At 63.8% G+C, this 19,228-nt stretch carries 13 protein-coding genes and 1 pseudogene; 8 read left to right on the top strand and 6 right to left on the bottom strand.

Annotated elements, in window-relative coordinates:
• Nucleotides 1-105 precede the first annotated feature (105 nt).
• Together NKH83_RS00475 and NKH83_RS00470 are read right to left on the bottom strand one after the other, a co-directional pair.
• Nucleotides 106-1,467, bottom strand: a complete 1,362-nt coding sequence (locus tag NKH83_RS00475) for a pilus assembly protein TadG-related protein (RefSeq protein ID WP_352801556.1) — start codon at nucleotides 1,465-1,467, stop codon at nucleotides 106-108.
• Between the two features lie 328 nt (nucleotides 1,468-1,795).
• Complete coding sequence (locus NKH83_RS00470) at nucleotides 1,796-2,665, bottom strand: transglutaminase-like domain-containing protein (RefSeq protein ID WP_352801554.1); 870 nt, start codon at nucleotides 2,663-2,665, stop codon at nucleotides 1,796-1,798.
• Between the two features lie 169 nt (nucleotides 2,666-2,834).
• Here NKH83_RS00470 and NKH83_RS00465 point away from each other — a divergent pair, with 169 nt between their 5' ends.
• Entirely contained in the window at nucleotides 2,835-3,506 is a 672-nt protein-coding gene (locus NKH83_RS00465; protein ID WP_352801552.1) for an HAD-IA family hydrolase, read from the top strand.
• 19 nt (nucleotides 3,507-3,525) lie between these two features.
• Here NKH83_RS00465 and NKH83_RS00460 read toward each other — a convergent pair whose 3' ends face one another.
• Nucleotides 3,526-3,738, bottom strand: a complete 213-nt coding sequence (locus NKH83_RS00460; protein ID WP_352801550.1) for a DUF1674 domain-containing protein — start codon at nucleotides 3,736-3,738, stop codon at nucleotides 3,526-3,528.
• Between the two features lie 117 nt (nucleotides 3,739-3,855).
• On the opposite strand from NKH83_RS00460, the gene htpX reads away from it, so the two are divergent.
• From htpX to purH, 4 genes are all read left to right on the top strand, one after another.
• The gene (gene htpX, locus NKH83_RS00455; RefSeq protein ID WP_352801548.1) at nucleotides 3,856-4,872 is read left to right on the top strand and encodes a zinc metalloprotease HtpX; all 1,017 of its coding nucleotides are present in this window, start codon (nucleotides 3,856-3,858) and stop codon (nucleotides 4,870-4,872) included.
• Nucleotides 4,863-6,251 (top strand): RsmB/NOP family class I SAM-dependent RNA methyltransferase, encoded by a 1,389-nt coding sequence (locus tag NKH83_RS00450; protein ID WP_502895503.1) that lies wholly within the window; start codon nucleotides 4,863-4,865, stop codon nucleotides 6,249-6,251. The genes htpX and NKH83_RS00450 overlap by 10 nt, the downstream gene beginning before the upstream one ends.
• 145 nt (nucleotides 6,252-6,396) lie before the next feature.
• The gene (locus NKH83_RS00445; RefSeq protein WP_352801544.1) at nucleotides 6,397-8,145 is read left to right on the top strand and encodes a heparinase II/III family protein; all 1,749 of its coding nucleotides are present in this window, start codon (nucleotides 6,397-6,399) and stop codon (nucleotides 8,143-8,145) included.
• An 84-nt stretch (nucleotides 8,146-8,229) separates the two neighbouring features.
• Nucleotides 8,230-9,846: a bifunctional phosphoribosylaminoimidazolecarboxamide formyltransferase/IMP cyclohydrolase gene (gene purH / locus NKH83_RS00440; protein WP_352801543.1), complete on the top strand. Its 1,617-nt coding sequence runs from the start codon at nucleotides 8,230-8,232 to the stop codon at nucleotides 9,844-9,846.
• 39 nt (nucleotides 9,847-9,885) lie between these two features.
• Here purH and NKH83_RS00435 read toward each other — a convergent pair whose 3' ends face one another.
• Nucleotides 9,886-11,262 carry an MFS transporter gene (locus NKH83_RS00435; protein WP_352801541.1) on the bottom strand — a complete coding sequence of 459 codons (1,377 nt, stop codon included), beginning with the start codon at nucleotides 11,260-11,262 and terminating at the stop codon, nucleotides 9,886-9,888.
• A gap of 188 nt (nucleotides 11,263-11,450) precedes the next feature.
• The gene (locus NKH83_RS00430; protein ID WP_352801539.1) at nucleotides 11,451-16,247 is read right to left on the bottom strand and encodes an NAD-glutamate dehydrogenase; all 4,797 of its coding nucleotides are present in this window, start codon (nucleotides 16,245-16,247) and stop codon (nucleotides 11,451-11,453) included.
• 131 nt (nucleotides 16,248-16,378) lie between these two features.
• Between NKH83_RS00430 and NKH83_RS00425 the strand changes: the two are divergent.
• Both NKH83_RS00425 and NKH83_RS00420 read left to right on the top strand, forming a co-directional pair.
• Nucleotides 16,379-16,941 (top strand): annotated as a pseudogene (locus NKH83_RS00425) (peroxidase-related enzyme).
• A gap of 137 nt (nucleotides 16,942-17,078) precedes the next feature.
• On the top strand, nucleotides 17,079-17,402 hold the full coding sequence (locus NKH83_RS00420) for a YciI family protein (protein ID WP_254817740.1): 324 nt from the start codon (nucleotides 17,079-17,081) through the stop codon (nucleotides 17,400-17,402).
• A gap of 9 nt (nucleotides 17,403-17,411) precedes the next feature.
• Here NKH83_RS00420 and NKH83_RS00415 read toward each other — a convergent pair whose 3' ends face one another.
• Nucleotides 17,412-18,026, bottom strand: coding sequence for a LysE family translocator (locus tag NKH83_RS00415; protein ID WP_352801537.1), 615 nt, complete (start codon nucleotides 18,024-18,026; stop codon nucleotides 17,412-17,414).
• Nucleotides 18,027-18,421: 395 nt separating this feature from the next.
• Here NKH83_RS00415 and NKH83_RS00410 point away from each other — a divergent pair, with 395 nt between their 5' ends.
• Nucleotides 18,422-19,048: a DUF1062 domain-containing protein gene (locus NKH83_RS00410; RefSeq protein ID WP_352801535.1), complete on the top strand. Its 627-nt coding sequence runs from the start codon at nucleotides 18,422-18,424 to the stop codon at nucleotides 19,046-19,048.
• Nucleotides 19,049-19,228: the final 180 nt, after the last annotated feature.

Genomic DNA, 19,228 nt, shown 5'->3' with positions numbered 1-19,228 from the left:
CTGGCGACCAACCGTCGCCGCCAGGAGCCGCGCCATGGACGGAAACACGGAAGGCCGCCTACTTCGCAAGAAGCGGCGGCCTTTTCCTTTTTGGGCTGTTGTCCCTTATTTGGTTACGCTCAACATCTCGACGTTGCGCGCTATGTCCTGGAAAGCCTGGTTGAGTTCGGTTCCATTGGCAGCTTGGTAGAAGTGCTTGATCTTGGTGGTGTCCGGGCTCGCGCAATCCTGGAGCGTCGCCTTGGCATTCGTTTCGTTTAGGTCAAATCCAATAGTGAAGATCTCGATGCCCTTGTCGCGCATGGCAGCGCAAAGTTTCTTGGCTGCCGTGCGGGTCGGCTCCTTGCCGGCGTCATTGTAAACGTCGCTCACCGTGCTCGCATCGAAGTAGGACAGGTTGAATTCGCCGTCGGTCATCAGGATCGCGATTTTGGCGACCTTTTTTGGATCCATCTTGGCCGGCCGCTGCGAAGTCCTCATTATGCTCCCCCAGCTCTCCGAGAGCATGTACCAGGTCCACTGCACGCCGATATGGCCGGCAGTGCCGCCGGAGGCGACGAAATTCTTGATGACCGTCTTGAGCGCCGTCGCATCCGCCGTCAGCGGCATCAGCGTGGCGGCCGGGCAGGCGGCGGTGCCGGTTTGCCAGGCGAAGGACGACAGCAGGTAGTCGCGGTTGACCATGCTGGCGTCGGGGCCTGCGTCCGAATACTGGTAGGTCCCCTTGCGTTCTGTGGCGCAATTATCGGGACGGATGAAGCCCGAGACATACTGTATGGCGCCATTGCCGGGCGCCTGCTTGCGCTGGCTGGTGGAGGTTTCGACATAGACGCTGCTGGCGGCAAGTGTACCGGCATTCACCGAATTGGCATAAGGCACGATGGCAACACGCACGCGCGGTTTGGAGGGGTCCTGACCGCCCAGGAAGCTGTCGACAGCATTCGCCGCAGCCGTCCGCAGATCGATGATTTTCTGGCCTGCCATCGAGCCGGTAACATCGAGCATCATCGCGACTTCGATCTGCTTGTCCGAATAGAGAGCCGTCGTCGATGCGGGAACGCGCTGCATGCTACCCGTGCTGAAAAGCGGGAAATAATAGCTGACATTGACATGAACGTCCGCCTGAACGGTCTTGGCGATTCGGTCGACAGTCAGTTTGTCGAGAACGATCTGATTGTCCTGCAGGATACCCGCCGTGCTGTTGGCATCGAGAAAGGCCTGCACCGATTTGCTGGCGTCAGCCTCGCTGATGACGCTGGTCGTCAGGTCGCGGGCCGTCGACGTGACCGCAGCATCGACGACGCCTTGCAGGCTCGATTTCACATTGTAGAGTTGGGAGACGTTGACGGCAAAGCCGACGCTCAGCGCCAGTACTGAGCCGATTATACCAAACAGCACCGCGAAATTTCCGCTGCGATCCCCGGCAAAGCCGCCGATCGCCTGAACAAGACCCCCGAAACGCCGCATTCCTTACGCCTCCATTCGCTACAGCCTGCAGCTGTCCGAACGCGCATTGCAGGAATCCGGCCGGATCGCGCCGCCGGCGCGGGAAAGCGAGCGCCCCCCGCTCAGGCCATTGTTTCCAAACGGTTTCGAGCAGCGACAAGGTAAACAGCGGGTAAACGAAAGCCGCGTCGGCGCGGCTTTGTTCACAAAGCGCTTACCACGATCCGGCTCGCATTTCGGAACGGCCGGATGGCGTCCCGATCCGGTACAGACGAGATGTCTCGAACCGGATCAGCACGACCGTGATGGCGGGACGTGGAAACATGAGCTGTGAACGTTTCCGGGAGGATTAGGCCAGCACCCGTGCGGTGACGGTCCTGTCGAGGCCGCGATAGGGCGGCTTGAACAGGTTGCCTTCCTGCTCGTAGGTCCAGACCTTGAACAGGCTGAGCCGGTGCGGGCCGAAACTGTGCAACAGCGGCACGTCGGTGGCGTCGCGGCCACGCGCAATGACGACACGGCCGATTCTCGGCACGTTGTGGCGAGGATCGAACGTGTACCACTTGCCGTCGAGGAACACTTCCATCCAGGCCGAGAAGTCCATCGGCGCCGGATCGGCGGGCACGCCGATATCGCCGAGATAGCCGTTCACGTAGCGAGCCGGGATATTCATGCAGCGGCAGAGCGTGATCGCCAGATGGGCAAAGTCGCGGCAGACGCCGACGCGTTCCTCATGCGCCTGCGCCGCCGTGCGGGTCGAGCGCGCATAACCGTAGCCGAAGGACAGGCGGTTGTGGACATAGTCGACGATCGCCTGCACCCGCGCCCAGCCCGGCGGAAGTTGGCCGAACAGTTGCCAGGCCAGGTCGCCGAGATGGTCGGTCTCGCAGTAACGGCTGCCGAGCAGATAGCCGAGCACCTCGTCCGGCAATTCGGCGACCGGAACTTCCCTGGCCAGCGTGTTGACTTCGTCCGCCTCACCGCTGTCCTCGACCACCGCGTCATAGAGGATGCGAAAGCTTCCGGCCGGCGCCGTGAAGCGGCGGCAGCTATTGCCGAAAAGATCGTGGTAGACCCTGGTCGGGACCGACGGCGAGGTCAGCACGCGCGTCTGCCGCTTGATGTCGACCTGGCGATCCCTGTGGATCTCGAGCAGCGAAACAATCGGCGTGGCTGCAGCGCATTCAATGCCAATTTCATAGCCGAGCCTGATCAGCATCGCCGTCCCCCTACGATCGTCATGGAAGATAGTGCTGGTCAACGCAGGAGAGTGCGCGGCGGTTCCTTGCGAACGTCGAAAACGACGCCTCGCGGCTTCCCATACGGACGCGGCAACGTTACGGTCGATCGACACGCGTCCTTCGAAAATAATCCCTCCAGGATGACCGATGTTTGCAGGCAGAAAATTTGCGGCCTTCCTGTTCGATATGGACGGCACGATTCTCAATTCGATTGCCGCGGCGGAAAGGGTCTGGGCAGCTTGGGCGCATCGGCAAGGTCTTGACGTCGCCGCATTCCTGCCGACCATCCACGGCGTGCGGGCGATCGAGACCATCGGCCGGCTGGCGCTGCCAGGCGTCGATCCTGCCCGCGAAGCGGATGCGCTTTTGCAGGCCGAGGCAGCCGATGTCGAGGGCATTCGCCCGATCGCCGGCGCCGCGGCGTTCCTCGCATCGCTGCCGCCTGGGAGTTGGGCGATCGCCACCTCCGCGCCGCGCGAACTCGCCCTGCTGCGCCTGCAGGCCGCCGGCATTCCGGCTCCCGCCGTGATCGTTGCGGCGGAGGACGTGGCCCGCGGCAAGCCGGCGCCCGACTGCTTCCGGCTGGCGGCCGAACGGCTCGGCGTCGATGTGCGCGACTGCCTTGTCTTCGAGGACGCGCCGGCCGGCATAGCGGCAGCCGAAGCCGCGGGCGCCGCAATCGTGGTGATCAGCGCCACGCACCGGCATCCTTTGCAGACGCCGCATGCCGCTATCGCCGGCTATGACGCGATCGGCATCGCCGTCGATGCCAGCGGCTGGATTGCCATCGAAGCGGAGCGGACGGCGCAGCCTGTATAGTTTGGCGCCCCTGCCTGGGCTAAAAGTCGCTGGTCAGGCCCTTAACCTCCCAGTCGCCGTAGCGGCCAGGCTCCTTGCCGCCGCGCCCGCCGATCTCCCTCGGCAGCGTGGCTTCCGTCTCGCGATATTTTTGCCGCCGGGCCTCGGCCTCCGCCAAAGCGCGCCGGGCTGCCGGCGTCAGCGCCTTTTGCGGCGCGTGGTGAGCCTGTGTTTTGTTGGATTCGTCGATCATGCGATCTTCCGGTAGATTGAAACAGGGCCCCGATTGAAACGAGAACCGCTGTTTCCCATCATATAGCGATGGGTCCACAAGGGATCGACCCCTTTGTTGGGCAGAACGGAGCAGACAATGAACACCCTTCGCACCGCCATGCTTTTGGCCGCAATGACGGCCTTGTTCATGGGCGTCGGCTATCTGGTCGGCGGATCCGGCGGCATGATGATTGCCTTGCTGATCGCTGCCGGCACCAATCTGTTCAGCTATTGGAACGCCGACAAGATGGTGCTGGCGATGCACCGAGCGATCGAGGTCGACGAAGGCAACGCGCCTGAATATTACGCCATCGTGCAGGGCCTCGCCCGACGCGCCGGTCTGCCGATGCCGAGGACCTATCTCATTGACAATCCGCAGCCCAATGCCTTCGCCACCGGCCGCAATCCGCAAAATGCCGCTGTCGCCGCCAGCACTGGCCTGCTCGAGCGGCTATCGCATGAAGAAGTCGCGGCGGTGATGGCGCACGAGCTCGCCCATGTGCAGCACCGCGATACGCTGACCATGACGATCGTCGCCACCTTCGCCGGCGCAATTTCGATGCTCGGCAATTTCGCCTTTTTCTTCGGCGGTAACCGCGACAACAACAATTCCTTCGGCATCGTCGGCGTGCTGGTGGCAATGATCGTCGCGCCTTTGGCCGCCATGATCGTGCAGATGGCGGTAAGCCGCACTCGCGAATACGAGGCCGACCGGCGCGGTGCCGAAATCTGTGGACACCCGCTGTGGCTCGCCTCGGCGCTTGACAAGATCGCCCGTGGCGCCGAACGCATCCGCAACCCGGATGCCGAGCGCAATCCGGCAACCGCCCACCTCTTCATCATCAATCCTCTTTCCGGCGAGCGCATGGACAATTTGTTCTCCACCCACCCGAGCACCGAAAACCGCATCGCCGCCCTGCAGCGGATGGCGCAACAGATGGCCGGCGCACCCGAAGCGGCCGCGACGCCAAGCCCGGAGCCGGACGGGATCGGGCAGCAGCCGTCGGGTCCGTGGGAAAGGGCCGCCCGGCCCGAAAGGCCGGCCGAGCCGGCCAGGCCGAAACCCAATCCCTGGGGGCGCAATCCGACCGGGCCTAAAGGTCCGTGGTCGTGAGCGCCGGGCAACGCCGGCACGCATTTCCAGGCGATCGTCAACACAATTCGGGCAGCGAGGCCGTTGCTGGCCTCGCCGCGCGCAAGGCAGCCGCGCGGCTGCTTGCCGCCGTCATCGACGCGAGAACGCCGCTCGACGGGCTGACCGACCATGAAAACGGCCATCCGCAATACAAGGCGCTCGACCTGCGCGACCGCGCCCTGGTGCGCGCCATTCTGGTCACCGCGCTGCGCTACCGCATGACCATATCAGGCCTGTTGGCCCGCCGCCTGGAAAAGCCGCTGCCGCCCAACGCCACGGCGCTTTCGCACATCTTGCATGTGGCGGCGGCGCAGATCCTGTTCCTCGATGTTCCCGACAGCGCCGCCGTCGACCTCGCCGTGACCCACGCCAAGTCCGATGCGCGCACGGCGCGCTTTTCCGGCCTCGTCAACGGCGTACTGCGTACGTTGGCGCGGGCCAAGCAGGATGAGCTCGCGGCGGCGGTTGCGGCCACCGACGAGGCGCCAAAATGGTTTTCCGACCGTTTGAAAACGGTCTACGGCCTCGACAAGACCAGGCAGATACTGCTCGCCCATCGCCACGAGGCGCCGGTCGATTTCTCGGTCAAGTCGGACCCGGCGCTGTGGGCCGAACGGCTCGGCGGCTTCGTCTTGCCGACCGGCACGGTGCGCGTGGAAAAGCTCAGCGCTTCCGTGACCGAACTGCCAGGTTTCGCGGAAGGCGCCTGGTGGGTTCAGGACGCGGCGGCCAGCCTGCCGGCCCGGCTGTTCGGCGACATCAATGGTTTGCGAATCGCCGACCTCTGTGCCGCGCCGGGCGGCAAGACCGCCCAGTTGATCCTCGCCGGCGCCCACGTCACCGCCCTCGACATGTCCAAAACGCGGCTGGCACGGCTGACGCAGAACCTCGAACGGCTCGGCCTGGCCGCGGAGATAGTGCAGGCCGATCTGCTCAAATACGAGCCGAAGGACCGCTTCGACGCCGTCCTCCTCGACGCACCTTGCTCTTCGACCGGCACGGTGCGCCGGCATCCCGACGTCCCCTGGACGAAGACGGCGGCCGACGTCGAAAAACTGGCCGACCTGCAACGCCGGCTGCTTGCCCGGGCGGTCACCCTGGTCAAGCCTGGCGGACGCATCGTCTTTTCCAACTGTTCGCTCGATCCGCTCGAAGGCGAAGAGCTTTATCGCGGCTTTCTCGCCGGCAATGCGGAAATCATCGACGACCCGCTTCGGCCGGGTGAGATCGCCGGCATCGACCCGTTCCTGACGCTGCAAGGCACGTTGCGCACCACGCCTGCCGACCTGGAGCTTGGCTCCCCTGCCCGTTCCGGGCTGGACGGCTTCTTCGCCGCCCGCATGCGCAGAGCCGGCTAAGGGCCGATCTCGAAGCGCGTCCGGCCTTGTGGGGCGAAGAGGCACGGAAAACAGGCTGAACGGCCACGCTGCCGCGGAATTCGCCTTCGCACAAGTTCTTGAATCATATAAACTTGTGCCTGGGTGAGGACGATCAGGAGAGATTTTGGCAATCGCTGCCGGTAACACGACGCGTCTGTGGACGCTTGTCGCGAGGGAGTTCTGGCGCAAGGCGCGCCGGCGCTTGCGTGCCGGACCACTCTATCGCTGGCGCTACTCAGGCCGCACGCCGGAGCGCGTCCTGATCGCCCCGCCGGACCTGCGCCTCGCCGATCCTCAGATCGCGCTCGAGATCTATTACGGCCGCTATCCGCTTTCGGGGCATCTGGTCGAGACCGGCGGCAAATCGCCCTTCCAGATCGACGTGCCCAATCCCGGCTGGCAAAAGACGCTGCATGGCTTTCGCTGGCTGCGCCACATGCGTGCCGCGGGTACCGAGCTCGCCGCCGCCAACGCGCGGGCGTTGGTTTCCGACTGGATTGCAATCCATGGCAGCCATATTTCCGGCGTCGCCTGGGAGCCCGGCACGACGGCCAAGCGCGTCATTGCCTGGCTGCAGCATTCCTCGATCGTGTTGCAGGGCGCCGAATTTCCGTTCTACCGCGCCTTCCTGAAATCGCTTGCCGTCCAGATCCGCTATCTGCGCGCCATGGCGCGCGAGATGCCGGACGGCAAGGACAGGCTGCGCGCGCGCATTGCGCTGGCCTTTGCCGCTTTGTCGCTGCCGGCGCCGGCCTCGGCGCTGCGCGGTGCCACCCGCAGTCTCGCCGACGAGATCGACCGCCAGATCCTGCCTGACGGCGGCCATATCTCGCGCAATCCGATGGCCGTGCTTGAAATACTCGCCGACCTTCTGCCGTTGCGCCAGACATACGCCAATCAGGCCGAGACACCGCCGGCCGCCCTGATCGGCGCCATCGACCGGATGCTGCCGGCGCTGCGCTTCTTTCGCCATCAGGATGGCAGCCTTGCCCGCTTCAACGGCATGGGCGCCACCATCCACGACCGTATCGCCAGCATCCTGCATCACGACGACACCGCCGGCGCACCATTGCTGCACGCGCCGCATTCGGGTTATGAGCGCCTGTCGATGGGGGGTGTCACCGTGATCGCCGATACCGGACCGCCGCCGCCCGTCGACGTGTCCAATGCCGCTCACGCCGGGTGCCTCGCCTTCGAATTGTCGTCGGGCCGCCAGCACTATATCGTCAACGCCGGCATAGACACCTATGGCGCCGCCGAGTTCCGGCCGCTTGCCCGCGCCACCGCCGCCCACTCGACCGCCACCATCAACGACACGTCGTCGGCGCGCTTCAACCACTCCCTGCGCGTCAACGACCTGCTCGGCACGCCTTTGATCGGCGGGCCGCAGCACGTGCCTTGCAAGCGCACCGACCAGAAGGGCAGCCAGGGCTTCATCGCCCGCCATGACGGCTATGTCGCGCGCTTCGGCTTCCTGCATGAGCGCGAGCTGAAATTATCGACCGAAGGCAATGTGCTTGCCGGCAGGGACCGCTTCCTGCGGCCGGGCGGCGCCTCTATCCGCAACAATGGCCGTGATTTCGTCACGGTGCGTTTCCATGTCCATCCCGACATAAACCTGCTCCAGGATGAGCATGACCGTCTGGTGCTGGCCGCCGACCATGCCGACACCTGGGTGTTTACCTCCACCGAAGTGGCACCCGAGGTCGAGGAATCGATCTATTTCGCCGGGCTCGGCGGCCCGCGCCGCAGCCGGCAGATCGTGCTTGCGTTCAAAGCCTCGGAGATTTTCGAGGTCCACTGGCAATTCACGCGGACTACTATCGGTGGTCATCCGGAAAAAGCCGAAGCCAGCGGCAACGGCAAACACTGATCAAGCCTTGCTGCTTGATTTCCGGGCCTCATGTGCTACGGCCCGCGGACGCTCACCAACCAGAACTGGAAAGGCCGCCAGCCCATGGCCGTCGCCGCCAAGAACATTCCCGCGCCCGACCTTGTTCCGATCCGTCGCGCGCTGCTCTCCGTCTTCGACAAGACCGGCCTGATCGACTTCGCCAAGGCGCTGGCTTCGGCCGGCGTCGAGCTGGTTTCGACCGGCGGCACCGCAAAGGCGATCGCCGAGGCCGGCATGGCCGTGCGCGACGTATCCGAGCTCACCGGCTTTCCCGAGATCATGGACGGCCGCGTCAAGACGCTGCACCCGTCGGTGCATGGCGCACTGCTCGGCGTGCGCGACGATCCCGAGCACGCCGCTGCGATGCGCGACCACGGCATCGAGCCCATAGATCTCGTCGTCTCCAATCTCTATCCATTCGAAGAGGTGCGCCGCTCCGGCGCCGACTACGCGGCGATCGTCGAGAACATCGATATTGGCGGCCCGGCGATGATCCGTGCCTCGGCCAAGAACCACGCCTATGTCGGTATCGTCACCGACCCTGACGACTATGCCTCGGTGCTCAACGCGCTGGAGATGAATTTCGGCTCGCTGTCGCTGGATTTCCGCAAGAAGCTGGCAGCCAAGGCCTTTGCCCGTACTGCCACCTACGACGCGGCGATCTCGGGATGGTTCGCCGAGGCGCTCGAGATCGAGCATCCGACATGGCGCGCCTTCGGCGGCAAGCTGCAATCGGTGATGCGCTATGGCGAAAACCCACATCAGGGCGCCGGCTTCTATGTCAATGGCGACAGGCGGCCGGGCGTCGCTACGGCGCGCCAGCTCCAGGGCAAGCAGCTTTCCTACAACAACATCAACGACACCGACGCCGCCTTCGAGCTGGTCGGCGAATTCGATCCGACCCGCTCCGCCGCAATTGCCATCATCAAGCACGCCAACCCGTGCGGCGTCGCCGAAGCCGCTTCGCTGCACGCGGCCTATGCCAAGGCGCTGGCCTGCGATCCGGTCTCTGCCTTCGGCGGCATCGTCGCCATGAACCGCATCCTCGACGCCGGAACCGCCGAAGAGATCGTCAAGACCTTTACCGAAGTGATCATCGCACCGGAGGCGTCCGAGGAAGCAGTCCGTATCATTGCCGCCAAGAAGAATCTACGCCTGCTGGTTACCGGCGGCCTGCCCGACCCGCGCGCGGCGGGCCTTGGCTTGAAATCGGTTGCCGGCGGCTTGCTGGTCCAGGGCCGCGACAATGCGGTGGTCGATGACCTCGACCTGAAAGTGGTGACCAGCCGCGCTCCGACGCCGGCCGAATTGGCCGATCTGAAATTCGCCTTTCGCGTGGCAAAGCACGTCAAGTCGAACGCCATAGTCTATGCCAGGGATGGCGCTACAGTCGGCATCGGCGCCGGCCAGATGAGCCGGGTCGATTCCTCGCGCATCGCCGCGCGCAAGGCGCTCGACGCGGCCGAGGCTGCCGGTCTGACGGAGCCTTTGACCAAGGGCTCGGTCGTCGCCTCGGATGCCTTTTTCCCGTTCGCGGATGGGCTTTTGTCGGCAATCGAAGCCGGCGCCACCGCCGTCATTCAGCCCGGCGGCTCGATGCGCGACGACGATGTCATCGCCGCCGCCGATGCTCACGGCATCGCCATGGTGTTTACCGGCGTGAGGCATTTCAGGCATTGAACTCCCTCCCTTCCCTCTGTGGGAGAAGGGACGAGCAGATCACTCCGCCGGCCGATCCGCCGGATAGGGCGTGCCGATCAGGATCGCCATGCCCGCTCCGAGGAACAGCACGATCGCCACCATGCCGGCCCGCGCCGAGCCGCTGGCCAGGGTGATCGTGGCCACCATGAAGGGTGCGGCAAAACTGGTTGCTCGGCCGGCCAGTGCATAGATGCCGAAATAGCGGCCCGATTCGGCCGCGGAGACGCTGCGCGCCATGTAGGAGCGCGACGAAGCCTGCACCGGCCCGAAAGCAAGCCCGATCAGCAGGCCGTAGAAAATGTAGGCTTTTTCCGCCGCCGTGCCGAACAATCCGCCGCCGTCCAGTCCGGGCATCACCCAAGCGCCGAACAGCGTATAGCCCGGGCCGGTCGAGACGATGCCGAGCGTGGCGATGCTCAGCATGACCAGCGAAATCATCACTATGGACTTGGAACCGAGCGCCGTGTCGAGGCGTGCGGCGACCAGGCATCCGACTATGGCGACGACGTTGAGGATGATGCCGAACAGGCCGATCTCGGTAATCGACCAATGGAACATTGCCGCCGCAAACGTTCCGCCCAACGCCAGCAGCGCGTTGACGCCGTCCTGATAGATCATGCGCGCGACGAGAAAGCGAAAAATGCCGCTGCGCTTGCGCACTTCGGCCAGCGTCGACTTCAGTTCCGACAGTCCCTCGCGCACCGCCGGCCCGATTGGAATGCCTTTGATTGCATCCGGCGTGAAGAAGAACATCGGCAGGATGAACAGGAAATACCAGGCCGCCGACAACGGTCCGGTGGCACGCGCGTCCTCGCCGAGCCTGGGGTCGAGGCCGAAGATCGGGTCCAGCCCAACGACGGTCTTGCCGGTTTCAGGCGAGCCGGCCATGACGGTAACGACGAAGATCAGTGCGATCATGCCGCCGAGATAGCCGAGCCCCCAGGCCATGTTCGAGATCCTGCCGATGTCGCTCTTCGGCACCAGGCGGGGCATCATCGAATCATTGAACACGGTCGAGAATTCCGCCGCGACCGACGCCAGCGAGAACAACGCCACGACCAGAAAAAGATCAGAGCCGGGCGCGGCGAACCACAGCAGGGTGAGGCAGGTGATCTTGACCGCGGCGAAGAAGGCTATCCATGGCTTTCGCGGTCCTGTCTGGTCGGCGATCGAACCGAGGACCGGCGACAAAACGGCGATGACGAGGCCGGCGGCGGCAATGCCGTAGCCCCAGGCCGCTTGCCCGGTCTCGGGATTACTGGCCATGCGCGAGACGAAATAAGGACCGAAGATGAAGGTAGTGACGACCGTGAAAAACGGCTGTGCCGCCCAGTCGAACAGCATCCATCCCCAGATGCCGCGTCCCGACGCCCGCTGCACTGCCATCTCAGCCATGTCCCCTCCGCTGGAGCTTGCTCAATGCCGATCGAATCGGAATGACGCTCCGTCTTGTTGTTGAGCACGATCTTGTCCAAAAGCCGATCGTTAGGTTCGGGATCATGCTCCGGCGCTCCCCAAAGCAGCGCGCCGTTCGCTCTATTGCGCAGTTCTTCCCGGCAATCCCGCGCGATATGGAAGACGTCTCACAGCCCCGTCAGATCGCTCATCAGGCCGGACGCCACCGACAGCCGCGACACGGTGATGTCGCCGCCCTCGGTCAGCGCCTGCAGCCGCTCGCGGATGCGTCCGACCCGTTCGCCGCCGGCCTCCAGCCATGCCGTCACCGGATCCGCCGCCTCGGCATGGCTGGTGAGTGCCGCCACGGCGATGCCGCGCCTGGCCGCGCCGATCGTGTCGGTGGCACGGGAAAGCGCCAGTTGATCGTAATAATCCGAGGGGGTGATCGAGCGCGCCGCATCTTCGACGCGCGGGATGCGGAAGACATCGCTGACCGCGAAAAACGCCTTGGCAGCAGCGACGATGCCAGCATTCGCCGTCCGCGCCGTCAGGGCAATGTCGGGGATGAGTTCCGCCACATCGGTCAACGCCAGTTGTTCGGCAAGGCTCCCCGGCGCGCCGCCCTTCGACAGATTGTGCCGCCGCTCTTCGATCCGCTCGCGCGAGAAGGCCGGCAGCAGCGAAACCAGCTTCGGCTCCAGCGCCTTGCGCGCGTCCTGCAACTCGGCGATCCGCTGCCCGAGCGGCGCGGTGCCGGCATCATTCTTCAGGTACCAGCCGCTCGTCACATAGATCAGCCGGCTGACCGCCTGATAAAGGTCGAGCTGGATCTGCCCGTCGATTTGGTTGTCGAGCGCGTCGATCTGGCGATAGAGCGCCGGCAGCGCAAATCCATCCCGAACCACGGCGAAGGTGCGCACGACATCGGCGGCACTGCGGCCGGTTGTTTCCTGCAGCCTGTTGACGAAGGACGGACCGCCGCGATTGACCAGATCATTGGTGACGACACGGGCGATGATCTCGCGGCGCAGCCGATGGCCGTGGATTTCTCCCGCATATCTCTTTGCCATGCGATCAGGGAAATAGCCCATGAGATCACGGTCGAAATGCGGATCGTCGGGCACGTCGCTGGCGACGATATCGGAAAACAGCACGATCTTGGCATAGGCAAGCAGCACGCCGAGCTCGGCCCGGGTCAGCGGTTCACCGCGCGTCTCGCGCTCGACAAGGGCCGCCGGCGACGGCAGCGCCTCGACGGCACGGTCGAGCAGTCCGCGCGCCTCCAGCGCCGCCATGAAGCGGCTCTGATGGGCGATGTCGGCGAGGCCCCGCTTGCGGGCAAGCGACAGCGCCAGCGTCTGCTGGTAATTGTTGGACAGCACCAGGGCGCTGACCTCATTGGTCATCTCGGCCAGCAATTTGTTGCGCGCCGGCCGGGTCAACGATCCCTTGCGCATCGCGGAAGCCAGCGCGATCTTGATGTTGACCTCGACGTCGGAACAGTTCACGCCGCCCGAATTGTCGATCGCATCTGAGTTGCAGCGGCCGCCATTCAATCCGAATTCGATGCGCGCCCGCTGCGTGACGCCGAGATTGGCACCCTCACCGATCACCTTGGCGCGCAGGTCGAGCGCGGTGATGCGGATCGCGTCATTGGCACGGTCGCCGACGTCCTGGTTGGTCTCGTCCGATGCCCTGACATAGGTGCCGATGCCGCCGAACCACAAAAGATCTGCCGGCGCCTTGAGGATGGCACTCATGATCTCGACCGGCGTGGCCGTTGTCTTGCCGAGGCCGATCGCTGCAGCCGCGGCGGCCGGCAAGGTGATCGACTTCTGGCTGCGCGAGACGATGATGCCACCTTCGGACAGCTTCGTCTTGTCGTAATCCTGCCAGCTTGAGCGGGCGAGAGCGAACATACGCCGGCGCTCGGCCATCGAAGCCGCCATGTCGGGATCGGGATCGATGAAGATGTCGCGATGATCGAAGGCGGCGATCAGCCGGGTCTGCTCCGACAGCAGCATGCCGTTGCCGAACACGTCGCCCGACATGTCGCCAACGCCGACGACGGTGAACGGAGTGGTTTGGATGTCGCGGTTCATCTCGCGAAAATGCCGCTTGACCGCTTCCCAGGCGCCCTTGGCGGTGATGCCCATCTTCTTGTGGTCGTAACCGGCCGAACCGCCGCTGGCGAAAGCGTCGTCGAGCCAGAAGCCGTGCTTTTCACTGATGGCGTTGGCGATGTCCGAGAAGGTCGCCGTGCCCTTGTCGGCGGCGACGACGAAATACGGATCGTCCTGGTCGCGCCGCGCCACGCCGGCCGGCGGGATGACGCCGTCTAGGCCGATATTGTCGGTGATCGACAACAGGCTGGAAACGTAATTCTTGTAGGCGGCTGTGCCGGCCTCGAAAATGGCGTCGCGCCCGGCGCTCATCGGCAGCTTTTTCGGGTAGAAACCGCCCTTGGCGCCAACCGGCACGATCACCGCATTCTTGACCTGCTGTGCCTTGACCAGGCCGAGCACTTCGGTGCGATAGTCCTGGGCACGGTCCGACCAGCGCAGGCCGCCGCGCGCGACCGGGCCGAAGCGCAGATGCACACCCTCGACCTCAGAACCATAGACAAAGATCTCCCGCCATGGCCGCGGCGCCGGCAGCCCGTCCACCGATTGCGAATCGAGCTTGATCGCCAGCGATTGGCCTTTCTCTTTCGTATCGGCAACGAAATGGTTGGTGCGCAGCGAGGCCTCGATCAGGTTCAGATAACGGCGGATGATGGTGTCGTCATCGATGTTGGGAACGTCTTCCAGCGCATCCGTGATCTTGGCCTTCAAATGTTTGGCCTGGACGACACCTTCCGTTTCGGCCGTCGGGCCGAGGCGGGCGACGAACAGCGCATGCAGGCCGCGGGCGATCTCGGGATAGCGATTGAGCGCGGCGGCGATGAAATCCTGGCTCTGCGGGATACCGGCCTGCTGCAGATAGCGGCCATAGGCGCGCAGGACGGTGATCTCGCCCGACCACAGGCCGGCGGTCTGGGCAAGGCCGTTATAGCCGTCATTGTCGACATCGCCGCGCCAGACGGAAAGGAACGCATCCTCGAACAGCGCGCCGCCATTACCGAGGTCGATCGGCCTGCCGTAGCTGTTCTCGAGTTCCATGTCGTGGATGAAGACCATGCCGGATTGATTGTCGCCGACCTCGAAAGTGCGCTCGCTTATGACGCGGAAACCGATGTTTTCCAGCACCGGCACGCGCCGCGACAGCGCCACCGGGCTGCCGTGGTGATAGATCTTCAGCGCCGCCTGATGCGGCTTCTGGACGGCGTGACGGTAATAGTCGATGGCGATCGGATTTGACGCATCGAGCTTGGCGATGCGCCCGGCGTCGGCCAGCGCCACGGCCGGCGGAAAACTGTCGCGATAGCTTTCCGAAAAACGTGAGGCGATGGCAGTGAGTCTCGCATCGGCGCCGGTCTCTGTCGCGGTCTCGCGCAGTGCATCGTCCCAGGTCCGTACGATGTCGCGGATCGCCGCCTCGATCGTCGCCTGCTCGACCTTCGGCGTCTTGCCGCCGGAGCGGCCGATGATGAAATGGACACGCGCCAGCCCGCCTTCCGGGAACGCCGGATAATAGGCCGACAGCCGGCCTTCGAAAACGGTCTTCAGATACGTGCCGATCTTCTCGCGCACGACGCTGTCGTAGCGGTCGCGCGGCACGAAGACGAGCACGGAGACGAAGCGGTCGAACTGGTCGACACGCACCAATGCCCTGACGCGCGGCCGCTCGATCAAGCCCAGGATGGCTTCGGCATGCTTGCGCAGAATCGGCACCGGAACCTGGAACAGCTCGTCGCGCGGATAGCTCTCCAGCACGTTGATCAATGCCTTGCCGGAATGGTCGCTTGGATTGAAGCCGGATTTGGCGATGACGGTTTCCGCCTTCGAGCGCAGATAGGGGATTTTCATCACCGAGCGCGTATAGGCGGTCGACGTGAACAGGCCGACGATGCGGAGCTCGCCCGAAAGCACGCCTTTGCCGGTGTAGGTCTTGACGCCGATGTAGTCGAGGTAGATGCGGCGGTGCACCGATGACTTGGCGTTGGCCTTGGTGACAATCAGCGGTTCCGGCCCATGCAGGAAGGCGCGGATTTCCGGCGTCGTGCTTACCGCTTCGGTGCCGCGCCTGAGCACCAGCACGTCGGGATCGGAAAGGATGCCGAGGCCGGGCTTTTCGGCGCGCTCGAGCATGCCGCTCGTCTCGCCGCCGGTGTAGTTGAATTCGCGCATGCCGAGGAAGGTGAAATTGTCGTCGCGCAGCCATTCGAGGAAGGCGATCGCCTCGGTGACATGGGCCTTGTCGAGCGGCACTGGCGAGTAGCGGAATTCCGAGATCGCCTGGTCGAGGCGGGCGAGCATCGGCTTCCAGTCGGTGACGGCGGCGCGCACTTGGCCGAGCAGCTTGGTCAGGCGTGCGGCCAGACCTTCAGCCTGCTCGGCCGAAAGGCGGCCGATATGGACATGAATGACGCTCAGCCGGTCATGGCTGTGGTCGCCCTTGGCATAACCCCCGTCGCCGAGGATTTCCTCGACGCCGTTTTTGCCGTGCCTGACGACTATGACCGGGTGGGTAACCAGCAGCGGCTCGCCCGCGCTCTCGGTGATTTCGCCGAGGACGGAATCAAACAGGAACGGCATGTTGTCGTTGACGACGGTGATCACCGTCATCGGCCGGCCCTGGCGGACGACACCGGAATCGACGTCTATGGCAACGACGCAGTCGTCCTTCTTGTGCCTGGCCACTGCGCGGCCAGCGAGTTCGGCAGCACGTTCGAGATCGATGACGTCGTAGGCGGCGACATCTTCGGCCGGAGCTCGGGCCAGCAGGTAGTCGGCAAGCCTGCCGGGCTTTTCGCCACCCGCGGCTTCACCCCTCGTCAGGCCGGCTTTTTTCAACCGGCCCGCTGACTTTACACTGGCCATGAGTCCCTCCCGTCGCATGTTTTTGCGGCTATGCTAACAGATGACGGGTATTTGGCGACAAAGGTTTGACGGCTTGCGACGAAATGTCGGAATTCACCGGCAGCCTAGCGAAAAACGAGGAGAAATCCGCCATGACGGACAAAATCACCGCGCTTGACCTGGCACCGGCGGAGCTGAGCGACGCGACCAAGGCGTATTTCGCCAATGCCGGGAGAAACTCGGCCTCGTTCCCAATGTGCTACTCGCCTATGCCTTCGACGAGAAGAAGCTGCGCGCTTTCACCGACATGTACAATGATTTGATGCTGGGTGAATCCGGCCTGTCGAAACTCGAGCGCGAGATGATCGCGGTGGCCGTCTCTTCGGTCAACCATTGCTACTATTGCCTGGCCGCGCATGGCGCGGCGGTGCGCCAGCTTTCCGGCGACCCCGCCTTCGGCGAGATGATGGTGATGAATTTTCGCGCCGCCAAGCTGTCGGACAGGCAACGCGCCATGCTCGAATTCGCGGTGAAGCTGACCGAGCAGCCGGCAAAGATCGTCGAAGCGGACCGGGCGGCGCTGCGGCAAGTCGGCTTTTCCGACCGCGACATATGGGATGTCGCCTCGACCGCGGCATTCTTCAACATGTCGAACCGGTTGGCATCGGCAATCGATATGCGGCCGAACGATGAATACCACGCGATGGCTCGATAGGGCGCCGCCGTTGCGGGCCAACCGCACATTATATTAGCTACTTCGCATTCTCGTTGCTTGTTTGCCGGTTTGGTCAGATGATCGGCATGCGGCATAACCGCATGCCGGTTCGATGCCGCCGATCAGAGGAGGAGAACATGGCGAAATTTCTCTACGTCTATCATGGCTCAGGCAAAATGCCGACCGAGGAGGCCGAACGGAAGGCAGCGATGGATGCCTGGACCGGCTGGTACGGCAAGCTCGGCTCAGCGGTGGTCGACGGTGGCAATCCAGTCGGCATGTCGAAGACCGTGCTGCCTGGCGGCAAGGTCGAGAACAACGGCGGCAGCAATCCGACCGCTGGTTACACCATCATCGAAGCAAAAGACATCGACGATGCCGTCGGCAAGGCCAAGGATTGTCCTATCTTGACCGACCCAGCCTTTAGTATCGAGATCGCGCCGATCATCGAAATGGGTTGACGCGCTGGCTCAGGACCGCGCCGCGATCGCCGCCGCAGCGCCGGCCATGGTGCCGGCGCTGATGCGGTTGGCGATCTTCATCGCCCGCTTGCTTCTCAAGAGCTTGCGCGCCTGCGATGCGGCGAGCACCCAGGTCAAATCGATGGCGACCAGGACCACTGCCATGGTCGCCGTCAGCTCGACCCAGCCGACCACGCTGACCGAACCGAGGTCGATGATGGTCGGCAGCAGCGCCAGATAGAACATCATGATCTTGGGGTTGCCGAGCGTCACAGCCATGCCGGCAAAGAACAGCTTGGCAGGAGAATCTTCGCGCGGCAGCGAACCTTCCTTCGCCTCGACCGGTGCCGTCCACATCTTCCAGGCAAGCCAGCCGAGATAGGCGACGCCGACCCACTTCACGACGACAAAGGCATAATGGAACGTCTGCGCCACCACGGCGAGGCCAAACACCGCCAGAGACAGCCAGATCGCTTCGCCGATCCACATCGCAAGCAGGAACGGAAACACGTCGCGGAAGCCCTTTGCGATGACCCGCGCCACAAGAGCGGCGATCGACGGGCCGGGCGAGCCGGCGGCAACAAGCAGGGCGCCGGCAAAAATCAGCAGCGACGTGAAATGCATGACGCGGTCTCGTTTGAAGTGTTTGGGGTGTTCAACATAACCCAACTGTTCCGGCGACGGTAGCGTCTACCGAAAGAAGGCTTGTCGACCAGGCACCTCACGGCTAGAGATGTCGTCCCGAAATCCTTTCCGAGCTTCACTTTGCCTACGTAACCGCCGGTCTCGTCAACTCCCCCAACACAGAGCAGGGCGTCGCAGTCGCGGTGCCTGTTTTCACATGACCTGTTCTTCAGGGTGGCGGTTCGAGACCGGTTTGGCACTGCTGAACCGCTGTCGCGCATAACCACCCGCGACACCTGATTTCCAACTGCCGCAGTCTCTCGCCACGCCGTGCCCGCAAGGGGTTCTCGATATCGCCGATCTGACGAACTTCCCGACGGGAAGGGCTTTTCGGCATGCCTTCGATACTGCGCATCCGCTGGGCGATCGCGCCCAAAACCGCACCTCGACCTCACCTCAACTGCAATCGCTGCGGCGGCCTGAAAGCCTATCGCTGCAGCGGCAAATTCCGCGTCAATGCCAATGGCAAGCGCATTGACGCCTGGTTGATCTACCGCTGCATCGACTGCGACAATTCCTGGAATTTCGGCATTCTGGAGCGCTGCAGCCGCCGGGATATCGAACCGGCAATATTGCAGGCGCTCGAAAGCAACGATCCGGTCCTGGCGCGGCGCCATGCCTTCGATGTTGCCGCATTGCGAAGCAGTATCGGGCGCGTCGAGGAGTTTCCCGAAGCCGCCGTTCATAAGGAGGTGCTCGGCGACAGGCTGAGAAACACCACCGCTCTCGAACTCCAGCTCTGGCTCGAAACGCCGACAGCGCTGCGGCTCGACCGGTTGCTCGCCAGCGAACTCGGTGTCTCGCGATCGCGGCTTCAGGTTTGGGAAGAGAAGCGATTGCTGGTGGTTGGTCCGGACGGGGGCAAAGCCTTGCGCAAGCCGGCTCGAGCGGGAACGACGATCCGCGTCTATCTCGTCGGCGAGCCCGACCGGGAAGCCATCATCTCGGCTGCCGGCGGATGAGGCAACGGCAAGGGCATCCGCAATCGGAGACAGTTGCGGCCAGGGGTCAATCGCTCCGAGTCAATCAAACCCTTGGCCGCATCGAGATCGCTGTCGGCGACTTGCACATGGATCAAGCCGAGCCCGTGTCGAGAAGATAATTCGCGAGAGCATAAATTCCATACGCGCCGAGCATCGACA

The organism is Mesorhizobium sp. M0909 (assembly GCF_040319515.1).
Taxonomy (GTDB): domain Bacteria; phylum Pseudomonadota; class Alphaproteobacteria; order Rhizobiales; family Rhizobiaceae; genus Mesorhizobium.
Note: the sequence above shows the minus strand (reverse complement) of the source record. Positions and strands in the feature narration are given on the sequence as shown.

What these genes read in the sequence shown, in the direction of transcription:
- NKH83_RS00460 (WP_352801550.1), bottom strand. Translation starts at nt 3,738, where the DNA reads ATGATCGACGAATCCAACAAAACACAGGCTCACCACGCGCCGCAAAAG.
- htpX (WP_352801548.1), top strand. Translation starts at nt 3,856, where the DNA reads ATGAACACCCTTCGCACCGCCATGCTTTTGGCCGCAATGACGGCCTTG.
- NKH83_RS00415 (WP_352801537.1), bottom strand. Translation starts at nt 18,026, where the DNA reads ATGCATTTCACGTCGCTGCTGATTTTTGCCGGCGCCCTGCTTGTTGCC.
- NKH83_RS00435 (WP_352801541.1), bottom strand. Translation starts at nt 11,262, where the DNA reads ATGGCTGAGATGGCAGTGCAGCGGGCGTCGGGACGCGGCATCTGGGGA.
- NKH83_RS00410 (WP_352801535.1), top strand. Translation starts at nt 18,422, where the DNA reads ATGCCTTCGATACTGCGCATCCGCTGGGCGATCGCGCCCAAAACCGCA.
- NKH83_RS00465 (WP_352801552.1), top strand. Translation starts at nt 2,835, where the DNA reads ATGTTTGCAGGCAGAAAATTTGCGGCCTTCCTGTTCGATATGGACGGC.
- NKH83_RS00420 (WP_254817740.1), top strand. Translation starts at nt 17,079, where the DNA reads ATGGCGAAATTTCTCTACGTCTATCATGGCTCAGGCAAAATGCCGACC.
- NKH83_RS00430 (WP_352801539.1), bottom strand. Translation starts at nt 16,247, where the DNA reads ATGGCCAGTGTAAAGTCAGCGGGCCGGTTGAAAAAAGCCGGCCTGACG.
- NKH83_RS00470 (WP_352801554.1), bottom strand. Translation starts at nt 2,665, where the DNA reads ATGCTGATCAGGCTCGGCTATGAAATTGGCATTGAATGCGCTGCAGCC.
- NKH83_RS00475 (WP_352801556.1), bottom strand. Translation starts at nt 1,467, where the DNA reads ATGCGGCGTTTCGGGGGTCTTGTTCAGGCGATCGGCGGCTTTGCCGGG.
- purH (WP_352801543.1), top strand. Translation starts at nt 8,230, where the DNA reads ATGGCCGTCGCCGCCAAGAACATTCCCGCGCCCGACCTTGTTCCGATC.